Genomic DNA, 19,818 nt, shown 5'->3' with positions numbered 1-19,818 from the left:
TACGATAACCGGACAGTTATACTGACTCTGCCATGTCAGAGCTTGGCGGCGGCGTCCAGCGCAAGAAGGTAGCTTTTTGCGCCAAAACCCGAAATTGTCCCCAAGGCCGCTTCACCGACATAACTTTTATGACGGAAAAACTCACGAGCATGGGGATTCGACAAGTGAACTTCAATCACCGGTACCGAGATTGCTCTGATTGCATCATAAATCGCAACAGATGTATGGGTATACGCTGCTGCATTCAAGATAACGGCTTTTGCCTTTACAGCTTGTGCTTCCTGTAGCCAATCAATTAAATGGCCTTCATGGTTAGATTGTCGGATATCAACCGCAACATTCAGTTCTAAAGCGCGATCTTCAAGGCTATCCGCAATGTCATCAAGCGTTTCATGACCGTAAATGTCAGGCTCTCTTAAACCCAAAAGGTTCAGATTAGGCCCATTAAGAATAAATATTGTCGGCTTTTCTGCCATAATGTTACTTCCGGTTGCGAGTAAGGGTAAAGGCTCTTTATAGGACAGAAAACATTTCTCAGGCAAAGGCAGCTTTTCATGAGTGATAGTGTCATCAATATCAAGCTTAATGGTGAACCCCATCAGGTTAGAGCCGGAACAACAATTGCCGGTCTTGCGAAAGAAATTGGTTTAAACCCTGCTAAAGTAGCCGTTGAGCGCAATCTTGAAATTGTGCCACGTTCTGAACTTGGCAATGTGACAATTGAAGCGGGCGATCAACTGGAAATCGTTCATTTTGTTGGTGGAGGTAATAAATAATGTCTCACAAAGATAGTTGGTCAGTTGCAGGTCGAACCTTCAATTCACGGCTTATTGTTGGTACGGGTAAGTATAAAGACTATGCCCAAAATGCTGCTGCTTTAGTCGCCTCGGGTGCTGAAATTGTAACGGTTGCTGTGCGTCGTGTTAATTTAACCGATACTTCTGCACCTATGTTGACAGATTATATTGATCCGAAGAAATACTGTTTTTTACCCAATACAGCGGGTTGTTTTACAGCCGATGAAGCTTTGAGAACTTTACGGCTAGCAAGAGAAGCGGGTGGCTGGACATTAGTCAAATTAGAGGTTTTAGGTGAAGCTCGGACGCTTTATCCTGATATGATCGAAACACTTAAAGCCACTGAACAGCTTGTCAAAGAAGGCTTTCAGCCAATGGTTTATTGTAGTGACGATCCCATCATGGCTAAAAGATTAGAAGATGCCGGGGCTGTAGCTATCATGCCGCTAGGGGCCCCCATTGGGTCAGGATTGGGCTTACAAAATCAGGTTATGATTCGTCTTATTGTCGAAGGGGCTAATGTGCCTGTGTTGGTTGATGCAGGCGTTGGTACCGCCTCGGATGCCGCTGTTGCGATGGAATTGGGTTGTGAAGGGGTGTTGATGAATACCGCTATCGCAGAAGCTAAGGACCCCGTCATGATGGCACAGGCCATGAAAGCTTCGGTAGAAGCAGGTCGTTTGGCCTATCGGGCGGGCCGTATGGGACGCCGATTGTATGCCGATCCATCAAGCCCGTTGGCAGGTCTAATTTGATTTTTTACCTTATATCTTTCAGCAATTAGTTATCGATGATGGTAAAAGGCAGGCGAAAGCCTGCCTTTTACTATTTAAACCTCAAAAACGGGGATAAGATGCTCGCCCCGCGGTGGTTCTGCAAAATATTGGTTGGCCAAAGCGCGCCATTTAGGCAGGGCATCTGATTTCCGAAAACCTTCCACATGTGCCTCTATCGAAGCCCAGCGTATAATTAAACAAAAACGACCTTTATGTTCATGCGAGCGCGTCAATTCTAAGCCTTCGCAACCAGGAGAATTTAAAAATAAAGGTTTGGCTTTCTCAACAGCCGCAATAAATTCACTATCTGTATCTTCCTTAATAGAAATTTGTAAAAATTCGTAAATCATAAATAATCTCCGTAATCGGTTGAGAATGAAGGTTAATGTTAAGAATGAAGGTTAAAATTTTAATCAATATGAACAGAAATTCATAAAGTTTCCTGCAAATTGTAAAAAGCATTGCTAAAAAAATAAATTCAATATTTCAGGAACCTTCTCATCAATCTCTTCGTTATTAATACTATAAAATGTCTCACGTATTTTATTCTAAGGATTATCTACTTTTTGGGTAGATTAACCTAGAATTCAGGTAATTAATTGAGGAGGTCGAAATGTCTGGGACTTATGATAAATTAAAAGGCTCTGCACAACAAACCCTTGGTAAAGGTAAAGAGAAAGTCGGAAAAGCTTTCGATGATCCTGAACTACAGAGCAAAGGTATCATGGATCAGGCTCAAGGGGCTGCTAGCAAAGCGCTGGGTGCGGCCAAAGAAGCCTTAAGCGATGGTATTGACAAAGTTAAAGACACTTTCGAAGATCTTAAAGAAAGTGCAAAAGATAAATATGAGGATTTAAAAGACTCGGCACAGGAACATAAATCTGAAGCTAAGTCAAAAAGTAAAAAAGTTATGCGAGACATTAAATCATAGTTTTTTTTAAATTCCCTCTCCTTATTATAGCGCGTCTATTCTAAAGATAGACGCGTTTTTTTTTGCTATAATGACCCAAAAATATTAAAATTTTTCAATATTTTTATTGTTGAATTTTATAAAAAATATATAAATTAAGCTAATTTTTTACCGCGCCAATTTTTTCCTTTCTTAAAGATAGGGCCTTTTGCTTGCTAAAATCCTTATTTTTGTTCATGTCATTCTGAAGCGGTTGGGGATCAAGCCTTCCCGACCACAGCGCTATTTTATAGGAGCGCTTTTCTAACAGGCTTTTAATCTGATTCAGGTTTCATGACTTCTAACGCACGCCCAGATCGACGCACATTCGCTATTATTTCTCATCCTGATGCCGGTAAAACGACGCTGACGGAGAAACTATTATATTTTGGAGGCGCTATTCATCTAGCGGGTGAAGTGAAAGCCCGCGGTGATAATCGTCGCGCCCGTTCTGACTGGATGAAAATTGAGCAGCAACGCGGTATTTCAGTAACGTCTTCTGTCATGACCTTTGAATATCAAGGTTTGACTTTTAACCTGTTGGATACACCAGGACATGAAGATTTTTCGGAAGATACCTATCGTACTCTAACCGCTGTTGATTCGGCTATTATGGTTATTGATGCGGCAAGAGGTATTGAAGCCCAGACCCGTAAACTTTTTGAAGTTTGTCGCCTTCGCTCTGTACCGATTATTACTTTTATTAATAAAGTAGATCGGGAAGGGCGACCTGTTTTCGAGCTTCTTGATGAAATTGCTGATCAATTAGCCCTTGATATAAGCCCCATGCTTTGGCCAGTCGGTATGGGCGGGTTATTTGAAGGGCTTTATGACATTGAAAATAAAAAGCTTTTAAGACCTTCAACAGAAGACAACCACGCTTATACCGGTGATGAGACAGCTGTTACGGGTTTAGATGATCCAAAACTGGCGTCTTTAATTTCCGATAATGCCTTGAACCGGCTTCGGGAAGAAGTGGAATTGGCTGAAATCGGTTATGCGCCTTTTGATGAAAAAGCGTATCAATCCGGTGATTTGACACCTGTTTATTTTGGCTCGGCTCTAAAAGATTTTGGTGTCGAACAGTTGATTTCAGCTATTGCGCGCCATGCCCCCGGGCCTCGGGTGCAACCCGCACAACCAGACCCTATTGATCCCGACGATCCCACAGTCAATGGCTTTATCTTTAAAGTTCAGGCTAATATGAATCCTGCCCATCGTGATCGGGTCGCTTTTATGCGTTTATGTTCAGGTCGTTTTCGCCGGGGCATGAAACTTAATCAGATAGGTACCGGCAAGGCAATTTCTATTCATAGTCCGATTTTATTTTTCGCACAAAATCGCGAAGTAGCCGATGAAGCTTTTCCGGGTGATATTATCGGTATACCTAATCATGGTACTTTACGGGTAGGGGACACCCTAAGCGAAAATAATAGCGATCTCAATTTTACAGGGTTACCCGACTTTGCACCGGAAATTTTACGACGTGTTATTTTGTCGGATCCCACCAAATCAAAGCAGCTAAGAAAAGCGCTGGATGATATGGCAGAGGAAGGCATTATTCGCGTTTTCCATCCCGTTATCGGTGCGCAATGGATTATTGGGGTTGTTGGTCAGCTACAATTAGAGGTTCTGATATCACGGTTAGAGGCAGAATATCGGGTTGCTGCCACATTAGAACAATCGCCTTGGCAGACAGCGCGTTGGTTGGCTTCTGACGATTCTAAACTGTTAGCTAGTTTTATTGCCACGCATCAATCCGCTATTGCAGAAGATCGAGACAAAGCGCCCGTATTTATGGCTAAAGATGAATGGGAACTCAATTACGTTTCTGGTCGCAATCCTGATATTCGTTTTGTGGCTACCAAAGAAAGACGATAGATATAATTAAAAATAAATTAATAAGAAAATATAATATAGTATTAATTTTTATAAAGAAATAAATTTATATTATTAAATGAATGATTAATTATCAAACGAATAAAAAATATACATTATGTTACTTTTTTAGCGAAAGGCTATTTGCTACTGATTTTTGGTATCAGCATTATATTTTATAGAGGTGATTTATTTCTTTCTCTTTCAAAAAATCACTTTCTTATTTATCATGGGGCTTGCTGGGTGCATTCTGCATGAGTAGTGGCGCTGTCTATGCGGAGACGGGTGATCTTCTGCAAGACGGCGATCCATTAGGGCCTATCTGTACGGATCGTCCCACAAAATCTTCCGCTGCCTGTACCGTTCCCAAAGGTCATTGGCAGATAGAATCAGATGTTACTAATTATAGTGAATCAAGGGTAGGTAACCTTAATACTCAAACCCTTTATGCCACTAATCCGACCCTGAAATATGGTATCAACAGCTATATGGATTTTCAGGTCAACTGGATTCCCTATACGCAGGTCTGGACACAGGATCGCATTAGCAAAGAAAAACACAGTTATGGCGGTTCCGGCGATGTAATTATGCGTTGGAAAACCCGATATTATGAAGATGATAGGGTAAGCCTTGCGATTATACCTTATGTTAAAGCGCCAGCTGCTGGCCATAATATTGGCAATCGCCATTGGGAAGGGGGCATGGTGGCGGCGGCTAACATCAAGTTACCTGCTGGATTCCTGTTAACCTTGGCCCCTGAACTCGATATTGTCCTTAACAACGATAATAAGGGTATGCATGCGGCGATGCAAAATGTCTTTAACCTGACCCATGCGATTACCCCAAGGTTGAATATTATCGCTGAACTATGGTCTGCGACTAACTTTGATCCAACGGGTAAAACCACGCAATATTCCGCTGATAGTGCTTTAGTTTATGCGTTAACTGATACGGTGCAACTTGATATTGGTGCTAATGTTGGTCTTAATAGTGCAACACCAGCGGAACAGATATATTTAGGCATTAGTAAAAGATTTTAGATAAATTTTTTATAAGATAAAATTATTGCGGATAACCATCGATTGTGCATTTTTCCATAAATAACGGATACAGTACAACCGACCTTTTTTCTAATAATATTTGAGAAAATTTTCTTTTTAATTCCATAGCTTTACTAATATTAAAAATACGTAATTTTATTGTTAGAGGGCCTATATGAATATCGATCGCCCCCCATTACCGCCTTTCTTAACAGAGAAGGCTGCGGCTACCAAAGTCAGGTTAGCGGAAGATGCGTGGAATAGCCGTAATCCTGAAAAGATAGTTCTAAGCTATACATCGGATAGCTATTGGCGCAACAGAAACGAATTTATCCAAGGGCGTGATGCCATCAAACTATTCCTGAAAAGAAAATGGGAAAAAGAATTAGAATACCGGCTTATCAAGGAATTATGGAGCTTTTCCGGCGATCGCCTTGCAGTTCGCTTTGCCTATGAATGGCATAATAGCGAAATACAATGGTTTCGTTCCTATGGAAATGAGAATTGGGAATTTGATGCGGCAGGGCTTATGCAGCGCCGTTTAGCGAGTATTAACGATGTCGCGATAAAAGAAAATGATCGACTGTTTTTCTGGCCGATAGGCCGCCGCCCTGATGACCATCCGTCCCTTACTGCGCTCGGTTTATAAAGGGGGTTCGATATTTGAGGTGATGAGGTGATTATATAGCCCAATATAGGAATATAGAGCAGGCTTGAAAAGCGGCATTCGGGATATAAGAGCAATAGGAATATTAGTTATATCTATGCACAATATTCTGACAACGGAAATAATATTAGAACATTGATTCATGTAATCAGTAATTTTTACAGCCCCAATTATATTGGCGAGACTGCGATAAGAATTGCAAAGCCCGTTTTACGTAAGCAGGCATAAAAAATGTATATATTAAGATGAGATGTTGGCGGAGAGGGTGGGATTCGAACCCACGGTACGCTTCCGCGCACGACGGTTTTCAAGACCGTTGCCTTAAACCACTCGGCCACCTCTCCCGCATAGAAATGCGATCGTCACCAATTACTCGGTGAGGAGTGCGCTCTTAGCAGCATACGCTTTTTAAGGGAAGTATTTTTTGCAATAAATATACAGATCAGGGCTTTCTCCTGTTAGTGCGTTTTCTTTATAAGCGCATAGCTTATAGGAGAGGGAAAATTTGCCCGTTACAGGAATTTTATAAAAAGCATAGGATATGTCAAAGCAATATTGACGCTTATTGCCCTTTTCCTTCATAGACTTATTTTTATTTGTTTATTATTTTTGAGTATTTTCTTCTCCGATAGGAGCGCGCTCAGAAATAACAACTAGGCTTAGACAATTATATGATGCGATTATTTCAGTCTGGGAAAAAAAGCTTCTTCTGTGTAGCCGCAAAATTTTTTGTCTTATCCCTTAGTTTAGAAGCGTTAAATGTCAGTATACCGGTATGGGCGGCGGTCAATCATTCTACTTTGCCTTATTGGGCTTCTATCAGTGCCAGTGAAGCCTTTATGAGAAGCGGGCCGGGGGCTAATTATCCGGCTATTTGGCATTATCAACGGCCTGATTTACCGGTTAAGGTGATTGCCCGTCATGAGAATTGGCGAAAAGTCGAAGATGTTGATGGCGCAACGGGTTGGATTGCCGCCGCGCTGCTGTCCGATAGACGTACAGCCATTCTAAATGGTCAAGGCGTTCAGAATTTATACGCTCTTCCGTCTGCAAACTCTCAGGTTGTTTGGCGCGCGGAAGCGGGTGTCATAGGACGCATTTCAAAATGCCAAGATAACTGGTGTCTATTCAATATTCACGGACAAACCGGATACATCCATATCCGCAACTTATGGGGTGTTAATCCGCAAGAGAGCCTCAACTGACAGTGAAAGTTATGTTTAACATTAAACAATATTTGTCCTGTTAAAAAAACTTACCCAGCCTTGATATCGCCTTTAAAGCAAGAATTTGCTTTAGCATTGATGGATAATATATGTCTGTTTTTTATCTAAACCAATCTTCTATAAGGGGATTGGCTTATTTTGCCGCTTTTTTAGGTATTACCCCGTTATTTGCGGCTACAACCTTACCAACACCTATGGCTTTATCATCGCTGCAATCAGGCCAATGGCGCATTTCCATGCTTCCCAAAGGCATTACCGATGTGTGTCTGGGTAATCCCCATCAATTGATGCATAGTGCGATTGCTTCTAATCAATGCAAAGGGCTGGTAGTCGATAACAAACCCGACACAGCTACAGTACAATATGATTGTGGGGATGCAGGATGGGCGCGTAGCACCATTCACGTTGATAACGATCACAGTGCTCGGATCGATAGTCAGGGTATTTCAGGACACATGCCATTTTTATTCAAAGCAGATGCCCGTCGTATCGGAAGTTGTACAGCGCAATAAGCGCTGAAAGCTTCCGATAAATAAGACGGGACAAAACCTACTTTAGCGGTTGTATTAGGCCTCTGGCAAAAAATCTGGAACGGATAAATATCTTTCGCCTGTGTCGTAATTAACCCCGAGGATACGGCTATCCTTTGGTAAATCTTTTATTTTTTTATCGATCGCGGCTAAGGTGGCGCCTGTTGAAATACCGACAAGTAAACCTTCTTCTGTGGCAGCTCTTAATGCCCAGCTTTTGGCTTCGTCATTTTGGATTTCTATAACCCCTGTTAGAATATCTTTATGCAGATTTTTGGGGACAAAACCTGCGCCTATGCCTTGAATAGCATGCGGTCCCGGTTTTCCACCTGCCAATACCGGAGAAGTCGCAGGTTCAACCGCAAATATTTGAATATCAGGCCAAGCTTTTCGTAAAGTTTCCCCAATACCTGTTAAATGCCCCCCTGTTCCTACACCACTGATAAAGGCATCAATGGGCGTTTCTTTAAAATCTTTTAGGATTTCAGGGCCCGTTGTTGTTGCATGAATGTTGATGTTGGCCGGATTTTCAAATTGTTGGGGAATCCAAGCCCCTTCCGTTTGGGCAGCTAATTCTTTAGCCCTTTCAATGGCACCAGCCATCCCTTTTTCCTTGGGCGTAAGATCAAAACCGGCACCATAAGCCAACATCAGGCGACGGCGTTCAATCGACATCGATTCTGGCATGACCAATATTAATTTATAGCCCTTAACCGCGGCCACCATGGCAAGTCCAATACCCGTATTGCCGCTGGTAGGTTCAATAATGACACCCCCCTTTTTAAGCTTGCCTTTTTTTTCAGCGTCTTCCACCATGGCCAGAGCAATACGATCTTTGATTGATCCACCGGGATTACTTTTTTCAACTTTGATCCAGACCTCATGGTCAGGAAACAACTTGTTCAAGCGTAAATGGGGCGTGTTACCTATAGCCTCTAAAATAGTATTTACTTTTGCCATTCATCCTGTCCTTATGAGAAAATATATTTTTAGCAGAAAATGACTTACCTATTTACAGGGTATGTTTCTAATCTCTTTACTTTATATTTAAAATCAGGATTGAAAAACGATCAATCAAGCTTTCCTATGGGAAAGGCATATAATTCTTTTTAGATTCATCGGATAATAAAAAAACGCTCCGATTAAAACCGGAGCGTTTAAGAGGACTAGAAAAGGCCATTCTTCTGTCTTGTTAGGGGTTAGGCCATAGCCGGCAATAACTTCCGATCTCCGGCGATTTCCATAATGGCTTTTTGCAATTTATCAAAAGCCCGCACTTCAATCTGTCTTACACGTTCCCGACTAACGCCATAGACCTGGCTCAGTTCTTCAAGGGTCTTTGGATTATCGCTCAATCGTCTTTCTGATAAAATGTATTTTTCGCGATCGTTCAACTTATCCATCGCTTCCACCAATAATTTATGGCGGACAATACTTTCCTCTTCTTCCTCGATCTGCTGATCTTGTAACGGTTCCTGATCGACAAGCCAGTCTTGCATCTGGCCTTCGCCGTCCTCGCGGACAGAGACATTAAGGGAACTATCGCCCCCCATGGCCATCCGGCGGTTCATGCTGACGACATCGTCATTGCTGACCCCTAAATTGGTCGCAATAGATTTGACTTCTTCAGGCTTTAGATCACCATCTTCAAAGGCGTGAAGATTGCTTTTCAATCGTCGCAGATTAAAGAATAACTTCTTCTGCGCGGCAGTGGTCCCCATTTTGACAAGGCTCCACGACCGCAGAATATACTCTTGAATTGAAGCTTTAATCCACCATATCGCATAAGTAGCCAAACGGAATCCGCGGTCAGGGTCAAATTTTTTGACACCCTGCATCAGGCCGATATTACCTTCTGAAATCAATTCAGAAACGGGTAGGCCATAACCGCGATATCCCATGGCGATTTTTGCGACTAAACGCAGATGGGAGGTTACCAGACGACTTGCCGCTTTTGGGTCTTGATGTTCCTGAAAGCGTTTAGCCAACATATATTCTTCTTCCGGTTTCAAAATCGGAAATTTACGGATGTCGGCTAAATAATGATTAAGACTCTGGTCACCGCCCAATGCAGGAACCACTGCTGGAAGGGTGCTACTGGTGGCCATTTTATCTGTCTCCCGTCTTCCCAAACTCGCTACCTATAATAATTGCTGTTATTCGTTCAACTTACCATAAGCATCTTGAATAAAAGCTGCATATCTTGGGGCATTTCGGCGTTAAAGTCCACTTGTTTACCTAAAATCGGGTGGATAAAACCGAGATGCGCTGCATGAAGCGCCTGCCTTTGAAATGCCAGTTCCTTTAATAACGCATGATGGGCTTTTTTGCTCCGCCCATAAACAGGATCACCTAACAAAGAATGTCCAATCGAAGCCATGTGGACGCGTACCTGATGGGTGCGTCCTGTTTCCAGACGACATTCAATTAAAGCAGCCTCTTTTAAAGGGGTTACCATACGATAATGCGTTACAGCATGCTTTCCGCGCCCTTCTGCAACAATAGCCATTTTTTGACGATTAACAGAAGATCGGGCCAAGGAGGCATCGACATGCCCTTGAAGCGAAGGTCGTCCTACCACTATCGCCTGATATCGGCGGTCAATAGAGTGTTTTGCGAATTGAGCTGCAAGACCTGCATGGGCAGGATCCGTTTTGGCGACCACTAAAAGGCCGCTCGTGTCCTTATCAATCCTATGTACAATACCCGGTCTTGCAACACCCCCAATGCCTGACAGTTTACCGGCACAATGATGCAGCAAGGCATTGACCAATGTGTTATCAAAATTACCGGCGGCTGGATGAACAACCATCCCCGCCGGTTTATTCACAATCAAAAGATGGTCATCTTCAAAAACAATATTTAAAGGAATATCCTGTGCCTCGTTATGGGCAGGGCGGGGCAAAGGGATGTCAATCGTGAAAGAATCGACAGTTTTAATTTTGAAAGCAGGATCTCTTATCAATATCCCCTGACTATTGGTAACACATCCGGTGGCAATAAGATTTTTCAGTCTTTCACGAGAAAGACGATTTAATACACTGGCCAAGGCACGATCTAGTCGCCAACCGATCATTTCTTCTGTTAACGTGACCTTCTCTGTTGGCATTACGTTTTATCACCCCTCTTGGTTTTTTGCAGATGATTTGCCATGGTAATAATATGGCCTCCAGCAACCGAATTCAGTCACCTGATAAAAAGGGTGAAACACTTTTCATCAATCCGAATTTTGTAAAAAAAATTCTCAGTGAGACCCGAGCGCGACCCATGCTTGAAATATGCGGTCTTTTGCTCGGTTCTAGCGGGCATGTAACAGAAATTATGCCTATGCCCAATATCGCACCCAATCCCCGACGTTTTTTTGAAATGGAAACAGCGGGTTTAATTACAGCCCATCGAGAGGCACGACGTCGCCATCTTTCTGTTATTGGCCATTATCATTCTCATCCTTCCGGTAGCTGCCTTCCTTCGGCGACAGATGCCGCCTTAGCGCATTATGGTCAATATTGGCTTATTGCGGCTTTTAATAAAATAGAAGGATGGTATGCCTGTAAGAGTGGCCGCATAGAAGGGGTTTTCTTGCCATGTGAGCTTATTCTTCATAAAAGCGTATAGCGCTATTAAAAATTACACGGACTAAACTGTTTTTTCTTATAAAGCTTATGCCGTTATGTTTATGTCACAATAATAAATTTAAAAAATGTCAGTTTGAAGGATTTTTGACTTTATGACCATGACGGCTATCAATCTGGCAAGTCTATTATGTTCTAGGCTTTGTCATGATCTCTTAAGCCCTGTCAGTGCAATGAATAACGGGATCGAACTACTGGCCGATGAGCAAGACCCTGAAATGCGGGCGCGTTGTGTCGATCTTCTTTCGGAAAGCGCTAAGGTCTCTGCTAACAAACTCAAATTTTTTCGGCTGGCTTTTGGACAAGCGGGTGGATTTTCTGAAAGTGTTGATACTGAAGAAATCCGTGAAGCGATTGCGGGACTTTTCGGTTTTGATCATCGTATACAGCTAGGCTGGATGATGAATGATCCCGTTATGGAAAAAGGGGCCGTCCGTGTATTGCTCAATCTGTCTTTAATCGCCTCTGACTCTTTGATTCGGGGTGGGATGCTGGATATTGGGGCAGAAGGCCGCGAAATTGTCATTCGTGCAGAGGGGCGCCGGCTTGTTTTTGACGAACAGATTGAAGCGGCTCTTTTGGGTAAGATTCCTCCTGAAAAATTAACCCCTAGATTGGCTGCGGCATGGCTAATTCATGCTTTAATCGAAGAACGAGGAGGGCAGTTGCAAGTTGCCAGACCCGATCCCAATGTTTTGCTTTTTGGTATTAATCTCACTTAAATAAAACAATTTTGTAATATCCTCTTTCGCGCTACTGTCTGAAGGCGCTTAAGATTTTATATAACTGTAATTTTAGTATTTCACTTTTATAGACAATCGGCAGAAAGTAACAGGCCATAGGTAACAATCGGTGGCTCTCTTTCTTATATCTGTTTGAATAGCGCATCCTACCTTAATCAGAGGAGAAAATATTATGGCTCATATTGAAATTTATACCACGAATGTTTGCCCTTATTGCAAGCGGGCAAAGGCGTTATTTGCTGAAAAAGGTGTAAGCTTTGACGAATATGATGTCACAACGGATAGCGCTAAAAGGACAGAAATGATCAAGCGCTCTGGTGGCCGGACCGTCCCCCAAATATTTATAGATGATAAACATATTGGCGGCTGTGATGATCTGGTTGCGCTAAACAGCGCGGGTAAACTCGACCCATTATTAGGCAAATAATATATTTTAGTATCATGAGTATAACAGCGTAGAAGGGAAAAATTTTGAGTTTTACGCAAGATCAGTTTATCGCCAAGGTCGTAAAAAGTGATGCCTATGTTGCCGGTTCAAAAATTAAATTTGACTTTGGGCAGGAGGGTAGCATTCTTTTAGATGGTATCGGTCGTAAGGTAGAAAAAGACGACGGGCCAGCTGACAGTGTTATCAGCCTTAGCTGGGCAGATTTTCAGGCATTGGCCGATGGTAACCTTAATCCGATGACGGCGTTCATGACAGGCCGTGTCAAAGTGCAAGGTGCAATGGGACCAGCCATGCAACTCAAACAAATTTTTCAAACTATACGCTAATTGCTCGTTTAAATTAAAAAGCTCTGGTCTTAAAAACCAGAGCTTTTTTCATTTCAAAAGTAACAAGGGTTAATCAAAGATGCTTTTCTAACTCATTTTTGCCTTGCTCTGCCATGGTTATATAATGGCGAAGAGTCATATTTTTTTCAGCATCCATCTCTTCAATTAAACGTTCATAACTCGCTTTTGCTTCTGGAATACGACCTAAACTCGTAAGATAAATGGCCTTTTTGATATGGGTCGTAGCGACACCTACCTGTAAACCACCCTCTTCGGTTCCTCCAAAACGTTCCAAAAAATCGTCATAAACAGGGATAGCCGCTTCTGGATTTCCACGGTCGCCGATGCTGCTTCCTTTACTGAAAAGGGCCCGTGCGACATAAAGCTGAATATTTTTATCTTCATGATCTCCAAAACGCGCCAAAAGATCATCATAACTAGCGACAGATTCGTCATGCCGATCCAATTGCGCTAAACTGACCGCTTTATTGATCAAAGCGGTTGCTGTCATTATCTGAACTGTGGGCTCATTGCTTTTTGAAAAGCGTTCGAGAAATGATTCATAGCCTTTGACTTCCGCATCAAGGTGGCCTTGTTCGCTTAATAAGGCAATCTTTTCAAAAAAACTGTTAGCGACGATTTTTGCTGTCGCTTCATCCTCAACGGTGATGAAACGTTGAATTAAGGTATCATAGGTCGCAATCGCCTCGTCAATCTGTTCCAAACTATAAAGACTGGCGGCTTTATTAAATAAAGCTTTGGCAACACCATTTTGTAATTCTTTATCATCTGATTGTGAAAAAAGACGAATCAGTTCATCATAACAGGCGATTTCTTCTTCGGTGCGCTCTTGATTTTTGAGCGTTACGGCTTTGTAGAATAATGCTTTTGCAACATTATTTTGAAGTTGAAGGTCTGAAGATTTGGAAAATAAAACGATAAGGTCATCATAAGTTGCTAAGGCTTCTTCCGGTTTTTCGACCGCATCAAGATTACCGGCTTTATTAAAAAGAGCTTTCGCGACACAGACTTGGAGTTCAACTTCCTGACTATTGCGGAAACGGTTGATCAGCTCATCATAAACGGCGTGTACTTCTTCATTTCGTTTAGCCTTTCGTAAAGTTACCGCTTTATCAAAAAGCGTTTTACCAACGAAAATTTGTAAATTATTATCTTCAGATTCAGCAAAACGTGTTACCAACGCATCATAAGCTGATAATGCCTCATCAGTGCGATTAAGGGCTGTTAAACTAACCGCTTTATTCGCCATCACCATGGCAACATAAAGTTGAATCGCCTCTTCTTTCTGTGACGAAAATTGTGTTAGCCATGTCTCATAAGCAGTAATAGCCGCCTCATGATCTTGCTTTTCAGATAATTCGGCAATTTCATTAAACAGAATTTTTGCATTTTCGAGTTGTTGATTTTCAATAGACATGATGAACCTTGCAATCGCTTTTAAAAAACCGGCGAGGGTGAATGGAAATGTCCCTGCTATAAGGGGCAAAAGAAAAAGACGCTATGTTGAAAACAGCGAAAACTCAGCTCATCATTAAATTTTAAAGACTATAAAGATTGTTACGATTGAACAGTTACCAAAGCCTGCTTTTCCTTATCAGCTAAAATATGATATTTTTGTAGTTCCTGATTTTCTTCGGAATCTAGTGCGGTCAGTAGAGTATCATAGCAAGAAATGGCCTCTTCTATGCGTCCCAATGCGACAAGATTAGTGGCTTTCTTAATAAGCGCCGTTGCAATACCGATTTGTAAGCTAGGGTCTTCTGTTTTAATAAACCGATTAATAAAGAGCGTGTAGGTCTTAATTTCTTCTTCACGCCGTTGTAACCGACATAAAATATCAGCTTTGTTAAAATATCCCTTAGCTAAATGTAACGCTATTTTCTCTTCCAGATTATCCTGAAAACGCGCTATCATAGTGTTATAAACGGCTAATGACTCTTCTAGCTGGTTATTTTCTTTTAAAGCTTCTGCTTTTTTAACAAAAATTATCGCTACACAAAGCTGTAATTCTTCGTCTTCACTTTGTAAAAAATGATCTAGGAAGCGATCATAAGCAGAAACCGTTTCAGCGAAATTTTTTAATTTTTCAAGGCAACCTGCTTTATTCAGTAGGGTATTCGCAATAATTTTTTCAAAACAGGGATCTGGATTATCAATAAATTGATTGAGCAATACATCACAGCAAGCGATTGCTTTTTCTGTCTGCTCCATTTTACTAAAAAGACTGGCTTTGTTAAATAAAGCTTTGGCGACGCCTGACTGTAAAAGAGGCATAGAATAGTCAGAGAAGCGTTCAATCAAGTCATCATAACAATCAATAGCTTCATCATAACGATTGGCTTGGCTAAGAAGAACAGCCTTATCAAACAGGCTCTTGCCAACATATACTTGTAATTCTATTTCAGAAGTATCTTGGAAACGCTGGATCAATCTATCATAGCTGCTTATTTCAGCTTCGGTTTGCTGTAATAACCGAAAACAGCTAGCTTGATTAGCCAAGGCCATCGCCGAATAAGATAACAAAGCTGGATCTGTTATCCCTTCCAGCGTTTGATCTAAATCACCATAGACCGCGATGGCTTCCGCTATTCTATCTGTTTTACTCAAATTAAGTGCCTTATTAAATAAGGCTGGAATAAGAGCAGCTAGAACCGTTTGATCCTGCATTTTTTTGTCCGAAATAGACTCTTTAGGCATATCCACCCCCCGATGTATCCGTGCGCTGACCATTTTCCAGTTCGTTCAGGAAATCTTTATACAGAAGAGGGCGGGAAAACATTGGGAAATTTTTGGAAATAGAAAAATCTTGCTCTTCCTGACTAGTTGCTGCCGTACAATCCGTTAAAGATATGGTGTCAAAGCCTTTTTCGTAAGCGGTGCGGAGTGTGGATTCAACACAGCAATTCGTCAAAAATCCAGCAACAGCGACCGTTTCAATGCCCAGTTGACGCAAAATAAAATCAAGATTTGTGCTGTAAAATGCGGATAAACCCCGCTTGCCTTCAATGACGATATCGGTTTCTCTAATGGGAAGAATATCAATAATTTCAGCTCCCCATGTCTCTTTTTGAAAGGCTTGTTTTTCAATAATGCCTTTTAAAATACCAAAAGGATTGGGGCTTAATTCATGATAATCGCTTGTAAAAGTGATAGGACAAAAAAGAACTTTTACGCCTAACGCCCGTGCCTTTGCGAGCAAATCCTTAGTATTATCCAACATATGGTTGGCATCCATTACGGGCTTCACCGCTTCATAAAGGGCACCATTAGGATTGGCAAAATCATTTTGATATTCAATCAAAATAAGCGCTGTTTTTTTGGCTTTATCGGTCATCGTTCCATTCCCTCAATAAACAGGAAGCGTTATCTTTAAGGATGCTTAAAAATTGTCCTTTGCTTCGCGAAGTTTAGCGAGTTCCTCGGGGTTTTTTGTGCGCATGAAGGGATTTGTAGCCCATTCAAGCGCAATCGTTGAAGGTAAGGTGATTTTTTTGTCTGCACGCAATTTATCTACCTCTTTAACCCGTTCTTGTAATGCCAGATTATCGGGATCAACCGTTAAAGCGAAATGTCCGTTATCCTGCGTATATTCATGACCGCAATAGACTTTTGTGTCAGGAGGAAGTTTGGAAAAACGCTGTAAAGCCTGCCACATTTGGTCAGCAGTTCCTTCAAATAAGCGCCCACAACCCATCGCAAATAAAGTATCGCCACAAAAGAGCATTTTATGATCTGGTAGATAATAGGCGACATGACCCACGGTATGAGCGGGGACAGCCATAACGCGTGCTTGAAGTGAGCCGATTGCGACTTCATCCCCTTCATCGACAGGGCGGTTCATGCCCGGGATAGGATGTTTTTCATGGGCAGGGCCGATTACATCACAGCCAGTTTCGGCCTTGATATCTTCGTTTCCCCCTGTGTGATCCTTATGCCAGTGGGTGTTCCATATCTGATCAACAGTCCAACCGTGCTTTTTAAGGGCCGCGAAGACAGGGGCGGCTTCACCCGGATCAACAACAACTGTTTTGTTGCTCACTTTATCGTGTAAAATCCAGATGTAATTAGTTTCAAAAGCCGGAACGGCTAGAATTTCGACCGACATAATAAAGCATCCCTATAATCTCAAAAACCGGATAAACTTGGATAGTTTACCAGCTTCCGCTATTGGCCATTGATTTCCAAGGTTCTATCACTTCTAATTTATCACCGGCTTGTAGTAATTCGATTGAAATGGCATCGGGTGTACGGACAAAAGCCATCCAACCATCCCGAGGTGGGCGGTTGATAATATAGCCGCTATCCATCAATTTCTGACAGCTTTCATAAATGTTATCGACTTCGAAGGCGAGATGGCCAAAATTTCGTCCGCCGTCATAACTTTTTTCATCCCAATTCCATGTCAGTTCAACCTGAACATCATCCTTAGGTACCGCCATATAAATCAGCGTGAAACGGCCTTCATTATTATTAACACGACCCACTTCTTCCAATCCCAAAATATTAAAAAAGCGGATAGTTGCATCAGGATCGGATACTCTGATCATAGTATGAATATAGCGCATATTTTTGGCCTTCTTGTAAACGCAATGACCTGAAAGACATTTTGAGAAGATAGCTAATTTTTAAATAAAAAGGTATTTTAAACCTTTCTATTTATAGAAAAATTTAGCAATAATTTCGATTTATCTTCTTCAGATATTCTGTCTTTTCTCTTGTTAGCCCTTATTCTTTATGTTGTTTAATATCTGAAAGGCTATGGCGAGCTATTTTAATTGTTTATTTTTTAAGATCAGGCTGATTATTCGTTTTAAGGGGCGGAGGCGTCGTTGTAGAGGAAGAGGCGGAAGGGGCGGCAACAGTATTATTTTGCTGCTCCATTTCGTCCATCGCTTTACGGGCGACCTCGGCTAATTCTGCTTTGGGATTAGCTCTGATAGTTCGATCCCAAGCGGCACGGGCTGTTTCAATCTCCCCTGAAAGAGCAAAAATCAGCCCTTTTTCGAAAGAAATTTGGGCATCTAATGGGGCAATTTTTTCCCCTTCTATAATATCCTTTTTAGCGCGTTCTAAATCACCTTGTTGGCGGGCTAAGGTTGCAGACATTAACCAAATGCTTCCATCCTTGCCGATCAATTTTAAGGCCTTATCAATATCCTGACGGGCAGAGGCATAATCATGCAATGCGACATCAGCCCGTGCCCGATCCGAAAGGGTATTACCCCGCATTTTATCCGGTAAAACTGACAACATCAGCGCATGATCAAACGCGCCCCGAGCCGCCCCCGGATCTTGATTGGCCAAGGCTGCATTGCCCGCTTGAATCCAGAAGATCGCTGAACGACCGTCATGTTCCAAATCGGATTCACGGGCAGCCTGCTCAAAAGCATCGACACCCGCACTATAGCGCCCTAAGGCCACATAGGCCATGCCCAAGCATTGATTAGCTAAAACACCCCCCGCACTTAATCGCCATGTATTCGCAATCTCAGCGGCTTGTTCAGGATCTTCGTCTATCATATTAATACAATGATCATAACGCTGTTTTAAGCTGGCAGGCGGCGCTACAACTTGCAGGGTATTATCTTTTTTTTTATATTTATATTTTTTAAGCTTGCTTTCTGCTTTCCCTTGGGGCGCCAAAGGCGTCTTTTTGACGACGGGTTTTGGTTCTTCTCTAGGACCCGTTGCTAAGAAATTCGGGGACTTAGGGAGCGATACCATAGGGATAGTATTATCCTCAATAGCGGGCAATTGCCCTCCTGCAGCTAATAAAGTAAGTAAAGAAAATAACATTATACCTGCGTTTCTCAAAAAACATTTTAAAAACTGGCCAGCATTTCTGTCAGAATATTAATAACCAGTTTAATATCAGAAGGCCGTGATAAATGATGATCAGCATCCTTAATCAAGGTGATCTGAACATCATCAGAATATAATTTTTCAGCAAGCATCAAGACCCGCTGCCACGGAACCTCTTGATCCTTTTGTCCTTGAAGCAGGCGGACGGGACAAGAAACGGAAATAGACTTTTCAAGAAGCAGATGCTTTTGACCACTTTCCCAAAAACCTTTGGTAACAATAGCTTCATCGCTACTGCCCTCTATAGGTAAAACCAATTTTCCTTGTTTTTGAATGATGTTCTTTTCTTCATCCTTAAAGCCCCATTCTGTAAAATCAGGCGCTGCCGCAAGGCCTACCAGTCCAGCTATACGTTTTTTACGGGCTAAAGCGACCAATAGCATAAGCCATCCGCCCATAGAGGAACCCACCAGAACAAGAGGGCCTTCGGTAATCTGATCAATGACGGATAAACTATCATTAAACCAATTTTCGAGGGTTCCATCTATGAACAGTCCCTCACTTTCGCCACAACCGGAATAATCAAAACGAAGACAAGAACGGCCTTTTTCAGCAGCCCATGCGCCCAGTGCAATAGCTTTTGAACCATGCATATTCGACATATAGCCGGGGAAAAAAACGATTGTCGGCCCTTTACCTTCTAATTTGTGGTAGGCGAGCCGATTACCTTGAGGGGATTTTAAAAAAGAACTTGTCATTATAATCAAGCCTAATTGTCGCTATCAGATGTAAAGCAAACAGCGTTAAATAGAATCAGACATAGTTTTATCTCTTTTTTTAAAAAGGTCTATCTTTCGGGGTACTCCCTGATTTTCTCATTTTTTAATGATATAATATATCATTGAGGCATATCAAAGGTTGCAAGACAGGGGTAAGACCGCGCATAAGCTTTTTTGTAGCGGCTTAATCCGCTTTTATTAACC

General features: G+C 42.0%; 22 protein-coding genes, 1 tRNA gene and 1 pseudogene. 11 read left to right on the top strand and 13 right to left on the bottom strand.

The features are described from left to right. Positions 1–35: 35 nt before the first annotated feature. Positions 36–476 (bottom strand): type II 3-dehydroquinate dehydratase, encoded by a 441-nt coding sequence (aroQ, locus tag ZYMOP_RS02600; protein ID WP_013933806.1) that lies wholly within the window; start codon positions 474–476, stop codon positions 36–38. A 78-nt stretch (positions 477–554) separates the two neighbouring features. Between aroQ and thiS the strand changes: the two are divergent. Next, positions 555–1,552 (top strand): annotated as a pseudogene (gene thiS / locus ZYMOP_RS02590) (sulfur carrier protein ThiS). Between the two features lie 74 nt (positions 1,553–1,626). On the opposite strand, the gene ZYMOP_RS02585 reads toward thiS, so the two are convergent. Then, a complete protein-coding gene (locus ZYMOP_RS02585) occupies positions 1,627–1,923 on the bottom strand; it encodes an antibiotic biosynthesis monooxygenase family protein (protein WP_013933805.1) in 297 nt (98 codons plus the stop codon). A 263-nt stretch (positions 1,924–2,186) separates the two neighbouring features. Between ZYMOP_RS02585 and ZYMOP_RS09195 the strand changes: the two genes are divergently transcribed. The 4 genes from ZYMOP_RS09195 (at position 2,187) to ZYMOP_RS02565 (ending at position 6,089) form a co-directional block, all read left to right on the top strand. Then, positions 2,187–2,504 (top strand): CsbD family protein, encoded by a 318-nt coding sequence (locus tag ZYMOP_RS09195; protein ID WP_013933804.1) that lies wholly within the window; start codon positions 2,187–2,189, stop codon positions 2,502–2,504. 312 nt (positions 2,505–2,816) lie between these two features. After that, a complete protein-coding gene (locus ZYMOP_RS02575) occupies positions 2,817–4,403 on the top strand; it encodes a peptide chain release factor 3 (protein WP_013933803.1) in 1,587 nt (528 codons plus the stop codon). Positions 4,404–4,654: 251 nt separating this feature from the next. Beyond that, the gene (locus tag ZYMOP_RS02570) at positions 4,655–5,440 is read left to right on the top strand and encodes a transporter (protein WP_013933802.1); all 786 of its coding nucleotides are present in this window, start codon (positions 4,655–4,657) and stop codon (positions 5,438–5,440) included. 175 nt (positions 5,441–5,615) lie between these two features. Next, the gene (locus ZYMOP_RS02565) at positions 5,616–6,089 is read left to right on the top strand and encodes a nuclear transport factor 2 family protein (protein ID WP_013933801.1); all 474 of its coding nucleotides are present in this window, start codon (positions 5,616–5,618) and stop codon (positions 6,087–6,089) included. 272 nt (positions 6,090–6,361) lie between these two features. On the opposite strand, the gene ZYMOP_RS02560 is transcribed toward ZYMOP_RS02565, so the two are convergent. Continuing rightward, a tRNA-Ser gene (locus ZYMOP_RS02560) sits at positions 6,362–6,451 on the bottom strand. A gap of 327 nt (positions 6,452–6,778) precedes the next feature. Here ZYMOP_RS02560 and ZYMOP_RS02555 point away from each other — a divergent pair. Both ZYMOP_RS02555 and ZYMOP_RS02550 read left to right on the top strand, forming a co-directional pair. After that, positions 6,779–7,312 (top strand): SH3 domain-containing protein, encoded by a 534-nt coding sequence (locus ZYMOP_RS02555; RefSeq protein WP_013933800.1) that lies wholly within the window; start codon positions 6,779–6,781, stop codon positions 7,310–7,312. Positions 7,313–7,422: 110 nt separating this feature from the next. Then, positions 7,423–7,845, top strand: coding sequence for a hypothetical protein (locus ZYMOP_RS02550; protein ID WP_013933799.1), 423 nt, complete (start codon positions 7,423–7,425; stop codon positions 7,843–7,845). A gap of 54 nt (positions 7,846–7,899) precedes the next feature. On the opposite strand, the gene cysK is transcribed toward ZYMOP_RS02550, so the two are convergent. The 3 genes from cysK to ZYMOP_RS02535 all read right to left on the bottom strand — a co-directional run bounded on the left by cysK (position 7,900) and on the right by ZYMOP_RS02535 (position 10,972). Beyond that, complete coding sequence (gene cysK / locus ZYMOP_RS02545; RefSeq protein ID WP_013933798.1) at positions 7,900–8,823, bottom strand: cysteine synthase A; 924 nt, start codon at positions 8,821–8,823, stop codon at positions 7,900–7,902. A 239-nt stretch (positions 8,824–9,062) separates the two neighbouring features. Continuing rightward, positions 9,063–9,971 (bottom strand): RNA polymerase sigma factor RpoH, encoded by a 909-nt coding sequence (gene rpoH / locus ZYMOP_RS02540; protein WP_013933797.1) that lies wholly within the window; start codon positions 9,969–9,971, stop codon positions 9,063–9,065. Positions 9,972–10,027: 56 nt separating this feature from the next. Further along, on the bottom strand, positions 10,028–10,972 hold the full coding sequence (locus ZYMOP_RS02535) for an RluA family pseudouridine synthase (protein ID WP_013933796.1): 945 nt from the start codon (positions 10,970–10,972) through the stop codon (positions 10,028–10,030). A gap of 53 nt (positions 10,973–11,025) precedes the next feature. Here ZYMOP_RS02535 and ZYMOP_RS02530 point away from each other — a divergent pair, with 53 nt between their 5' ends. From ZYMOP_RS02530 to ZYMOP_RS02515, 4 genes are all read left to right on the top strand, one after another. Beyond that, entirely contained in the window at positions 11,026–11,478 is a 453-nt protein-coding gene (locus tag ZYMOP_RS02530) for a M67 family metallopeptidase (RefSeq protein ID WP_013933795.1), read from the top strand. A gap of 112 nt (positions 11,479–11,590) precedes the next feature. Next, the gene (locus ZYMOP_RS02525) at positions 11,591–12,217 is read left to right on the top strand and encodes a histidine phosphotransferase family protein (protein WP_013933794.1); all 627 of its coding nucleotides are present in this window, start codon (positions 11,591–11,593) and stop codon (positions 12,215–12,217) included. A 193-nt stretch (positions 12,218–12,410) separates the two neighbouring features. Continuing rightward, positions 12,411–12,665: a glutaredoxin 3 gene (gene grxC / locus ZYMOP_RS02520; protein ID WP_013933793.1), complete on the top strand. Its 255-nt coding sequence runs from the start codon at positions 12,411–12,413 to the stop codon at positions 12,663–12,665. A gap of 44 nt (positions 12,666–12,709) precedes the next feature. Continuing rightward, positions 12,710–13,012, top strand: a complete 303-nt coding sequence (locus tag ZYMOP_RS02515) for an SCP2 sterol-binding domain-containing protein (RefSeq protein WP_013933792.1) — start codon at positions 12,710–12,712, stop codon at positions 13,010–13,012. A gap of 73 nt (positions 13,013–13,085) precedes the next feature. Here the strand turns inward: ZYMOP_RS02515 and ZYMOP_RS02510 are convergent, their stop codons facing one another. The 7 genes from ZYMOP_RS02510 to ZYMOP_RS02480 form a co-directional block, all read right to left on the bottom strand. Next, positions 13,086–14,450 (bottom strand): tetratricopeptide repeat protein, encoded by a 1,365-nt coding sequence (locus ZYMOP_RS02510; protein ID WP_013933791.1) that lies wholly within the window; start codon positions 14,448–14,450, stop codon positions 13,086–13,088. Positions 14,451–14,590: 140 nt separating this feature from the next. Continuing rightward, the gene (locus ZYMOP_RS02505; protein ID WP_041581647.1) at positions 14,591–15,730 is read right to left on the bottom strand and encodes a tetratricopeptide repeat protein; all 1,140 of its coding nucleotides are present in this window, start codon (positions 15,728–15,730) and stop codon (positions 14,591–14,593) included. Continuing rightward, positions 15,723–16,367, bottom strand: a complete 645-nt coding sequence (locus ZYMOP_RS02500; protein WP_013933789.1) for a cysteine hydrolase family protein — start codon at positions 16,365–16,367, stop codon at positions 15,723–15,725. The genes ZYMOP_RS02505 and ZYMOP_RS02500 overlap by 8 nt, the downstream gene beginning before the upstream one ends. Positions 16,368–16,412: 45 nt before the next feature. Continuing rightward, positions 16,413–17,138, bottom strand: a complete 726-nt coding sequence (gene gloB, locus ZYMOP_RS02495) for a hydroxyacylglutathione hydrolase (protein ID WP_013933788.1) — start codon at positions 17,136–17,138, stop codon at positions 16,413–16,415. A gap of 46 nt (positions 17,139–17,184) precedes the next feature. Next, positions 17,185–17,598 (bottom strand): VOC family protein, encoded by a 414-nt coding sequence (locus tag ZYMOP_RS02490; protein ID WP_013933787.1) that lies wholly within the window; start codon positions 17,596–17,598, stop codon positions 17,185–17,187. Between the two features lie 214 nt (positions 17,599–17,812). Next, a complete protein-coding gene (locus tag ZYMOP_RS02485) occupies positions 17,813–18,829 on the bottom strand; it encodes a tetratricopeptide repeat protein (RefSeq protein WP_013933786.1) in 1,017 nt (338 codons plus the stop codon). Positions 18,830–18,855: 26 nt separating this feature from the next. Then, positions 18,856–19,593, bottom strand: coding sequence for an alpha/beta hydrolase (locus ZYMOP_RS02480; protein ID WP_013933785.1), 738 nt, complete (start codon positions 19,591–19,593; stop codon positions 18,856–18,858). Between the last annotated feature and the right edge of the window lie 225 nt (positions 19,594–19,818).

The sequence above is a fragment of the Zymomonas mobilis subsp. pomaceae ATCC 29192 genome (assembly GCF_000218875.1).
Taxonomy (GTDB): domain Bacteria; phylum Pseudomonadota; class Alphaproteobacteria; order Sphingomonadales; family Sphingomonadaceae; genus Zymomonas; species Zymomonas pomaceae.
This window is presented reverse-complemented; position numbering and strand designations above follow the sequence as displayed.

Bases quoted from the DNA above. Each gene is read 5' to 3' on its own strand.
- ZYMOP_RS02485 (WP_013933786.1), bottom strand. From the start codon at position 18,829: ATGTTATTTTCTTTACTTACTTTATTAGCTGCAGGAGGGCAATTGCCC.
- ZYMOP_RS02575 (WP_013933803.1), top strand. From the start codon at position 2,817: ATGACTTCTAACGCACGCCCAGATCGACGCACATTCGCTATTATTTCT.
- ZYMOP_RS02510 (WP_013933791.1), bottom strand. From the start codon at position 14,450: ATGTCTATTGAAAATCAACAACTCGAAAATGCAAAAATTCTGTTTAAT.
- ZYMOP_RS02550 (WP_013933799.1), top strand. From the start codon at position 7,423: ATGTCTGTTTTTTATCTAAACCAATCTTCTATAAGGGGATTGGCTTAT.
- ZYMOP_RS02535 (WP_013933796.1), bottom strand. From the start codon at position 10,972: ATGCCAACAGAGAAGGTCACGTTAACAGAAGAAATGATCGGTTGGCGA.
- ZYMOP_RS09195 (WP_013933804.1), top strand. From the start codon at position 2,187: ATGTCTGGGACTTATGATAAATTAAAAGGCTCTGCACAACAAACCCTT.
- ZYMOP_RS02525 (WP_013933794.1), top strand. From the start codon at position 11,591: ATGACCATGACGGCTATCAATCTGGCAAGTCTATTATGTTCTAGGCTT.
- cysK (WP_013933798.1), bottom strand. From the start codon at position 8,823: ATGGCAAAAGTAAATACTATTTTAGAGGCTATAGGTAACACGCCCCAT.
- rpoH (WP_013933797.1), bottom strand. From the start codon at position 9,971: ATGGCCACCAGTAGCACCCTTCCAGCAGTGGTTCCTGCATTGGGCGGT.
- ZYMOP_RS02490 (WP_013933787.1), bottom strand. From the start codon at position 17,598: ATGCGCTATATTCATACTATGATCAGAGTATCCGATCCTGATGCAACT.
- gloB (WP_013933788.1), bottom strand. From the start codon at position 17,138: ATGTCGGTCGAAATTCTAGCCGTTCCGGCTTTTGAAACTAATTACATC.
- ZYMOP_RS02530 (WP_013933795.1), top strand. From the start codon at position 11,026: ATGGCCTCCAGCAACCGAATTCAGTCACCTGATAAAAAGGGTGAAACA.
- ZYMOP_RS02480 (WP_013933785.1), bottom strand. From the start codon at position 19,593: ATGACAAGTTCTTTTTTAAAATCCCCTCAAGGTAATCGGCTCGCCTAC.
- aroQ (WP_013933806.1), bottom strand. From the start codon at position 476: ATGGCAGAAAAGCCGACAATATTTATTCTTAATGGGCCTAATCTGAAC.
- ZYMOP_RS02585 (WP_013933805.1), bottom strand. From the start codon at position 1,923: ATGATTTACGAATTTTTACAAATTTCTATTAAGGAAGATACAGATAGT.
- ZYMOP_RS02505 (WP_041581647.1), bottom strand. From the start codon at position 15,730: ATGCCTAAAGAGTCTATTTCGGACAAAAAAATGCAGGATCAAACGGTT.
- ZYMOP_RS02500 (WP_013933789.1), bottom strand. From the start codon at position 16,367: ATGACCGATAAAGCCAAAAAAACAGCGCTTATTTTGATTGAATATCAA.
- ZYMOP_RS02565 (WP_013933801.1), top strand. From the start codon at position 5,616: ATGAATATCGATCGCCCCCCATTACCGCCTTTCTTAACAGAGAAGGCT.
- ZYMOP_RS02570 (WP_013933802.1), top strand. From the start codon at position 4,655: ATGAGTAGTGGCGCTGTCTATGCGGAGACGGGTGATCTTCTGCAAGAC.
- grxC (WP_013933793.1), top strand. From the start codon at position 12,411: ATGGCTCATATTGAAATTTATACCACGAATGTTTGCCCTTATTGCAAG.
- ZYMOP_RS02555 (WP_013933800.1), top strand. From the start codon at position 6,779: ATGATGCGATTATTTCAGTCTGGGAAAAAAAGCTTCTTCTGTGTAGCC.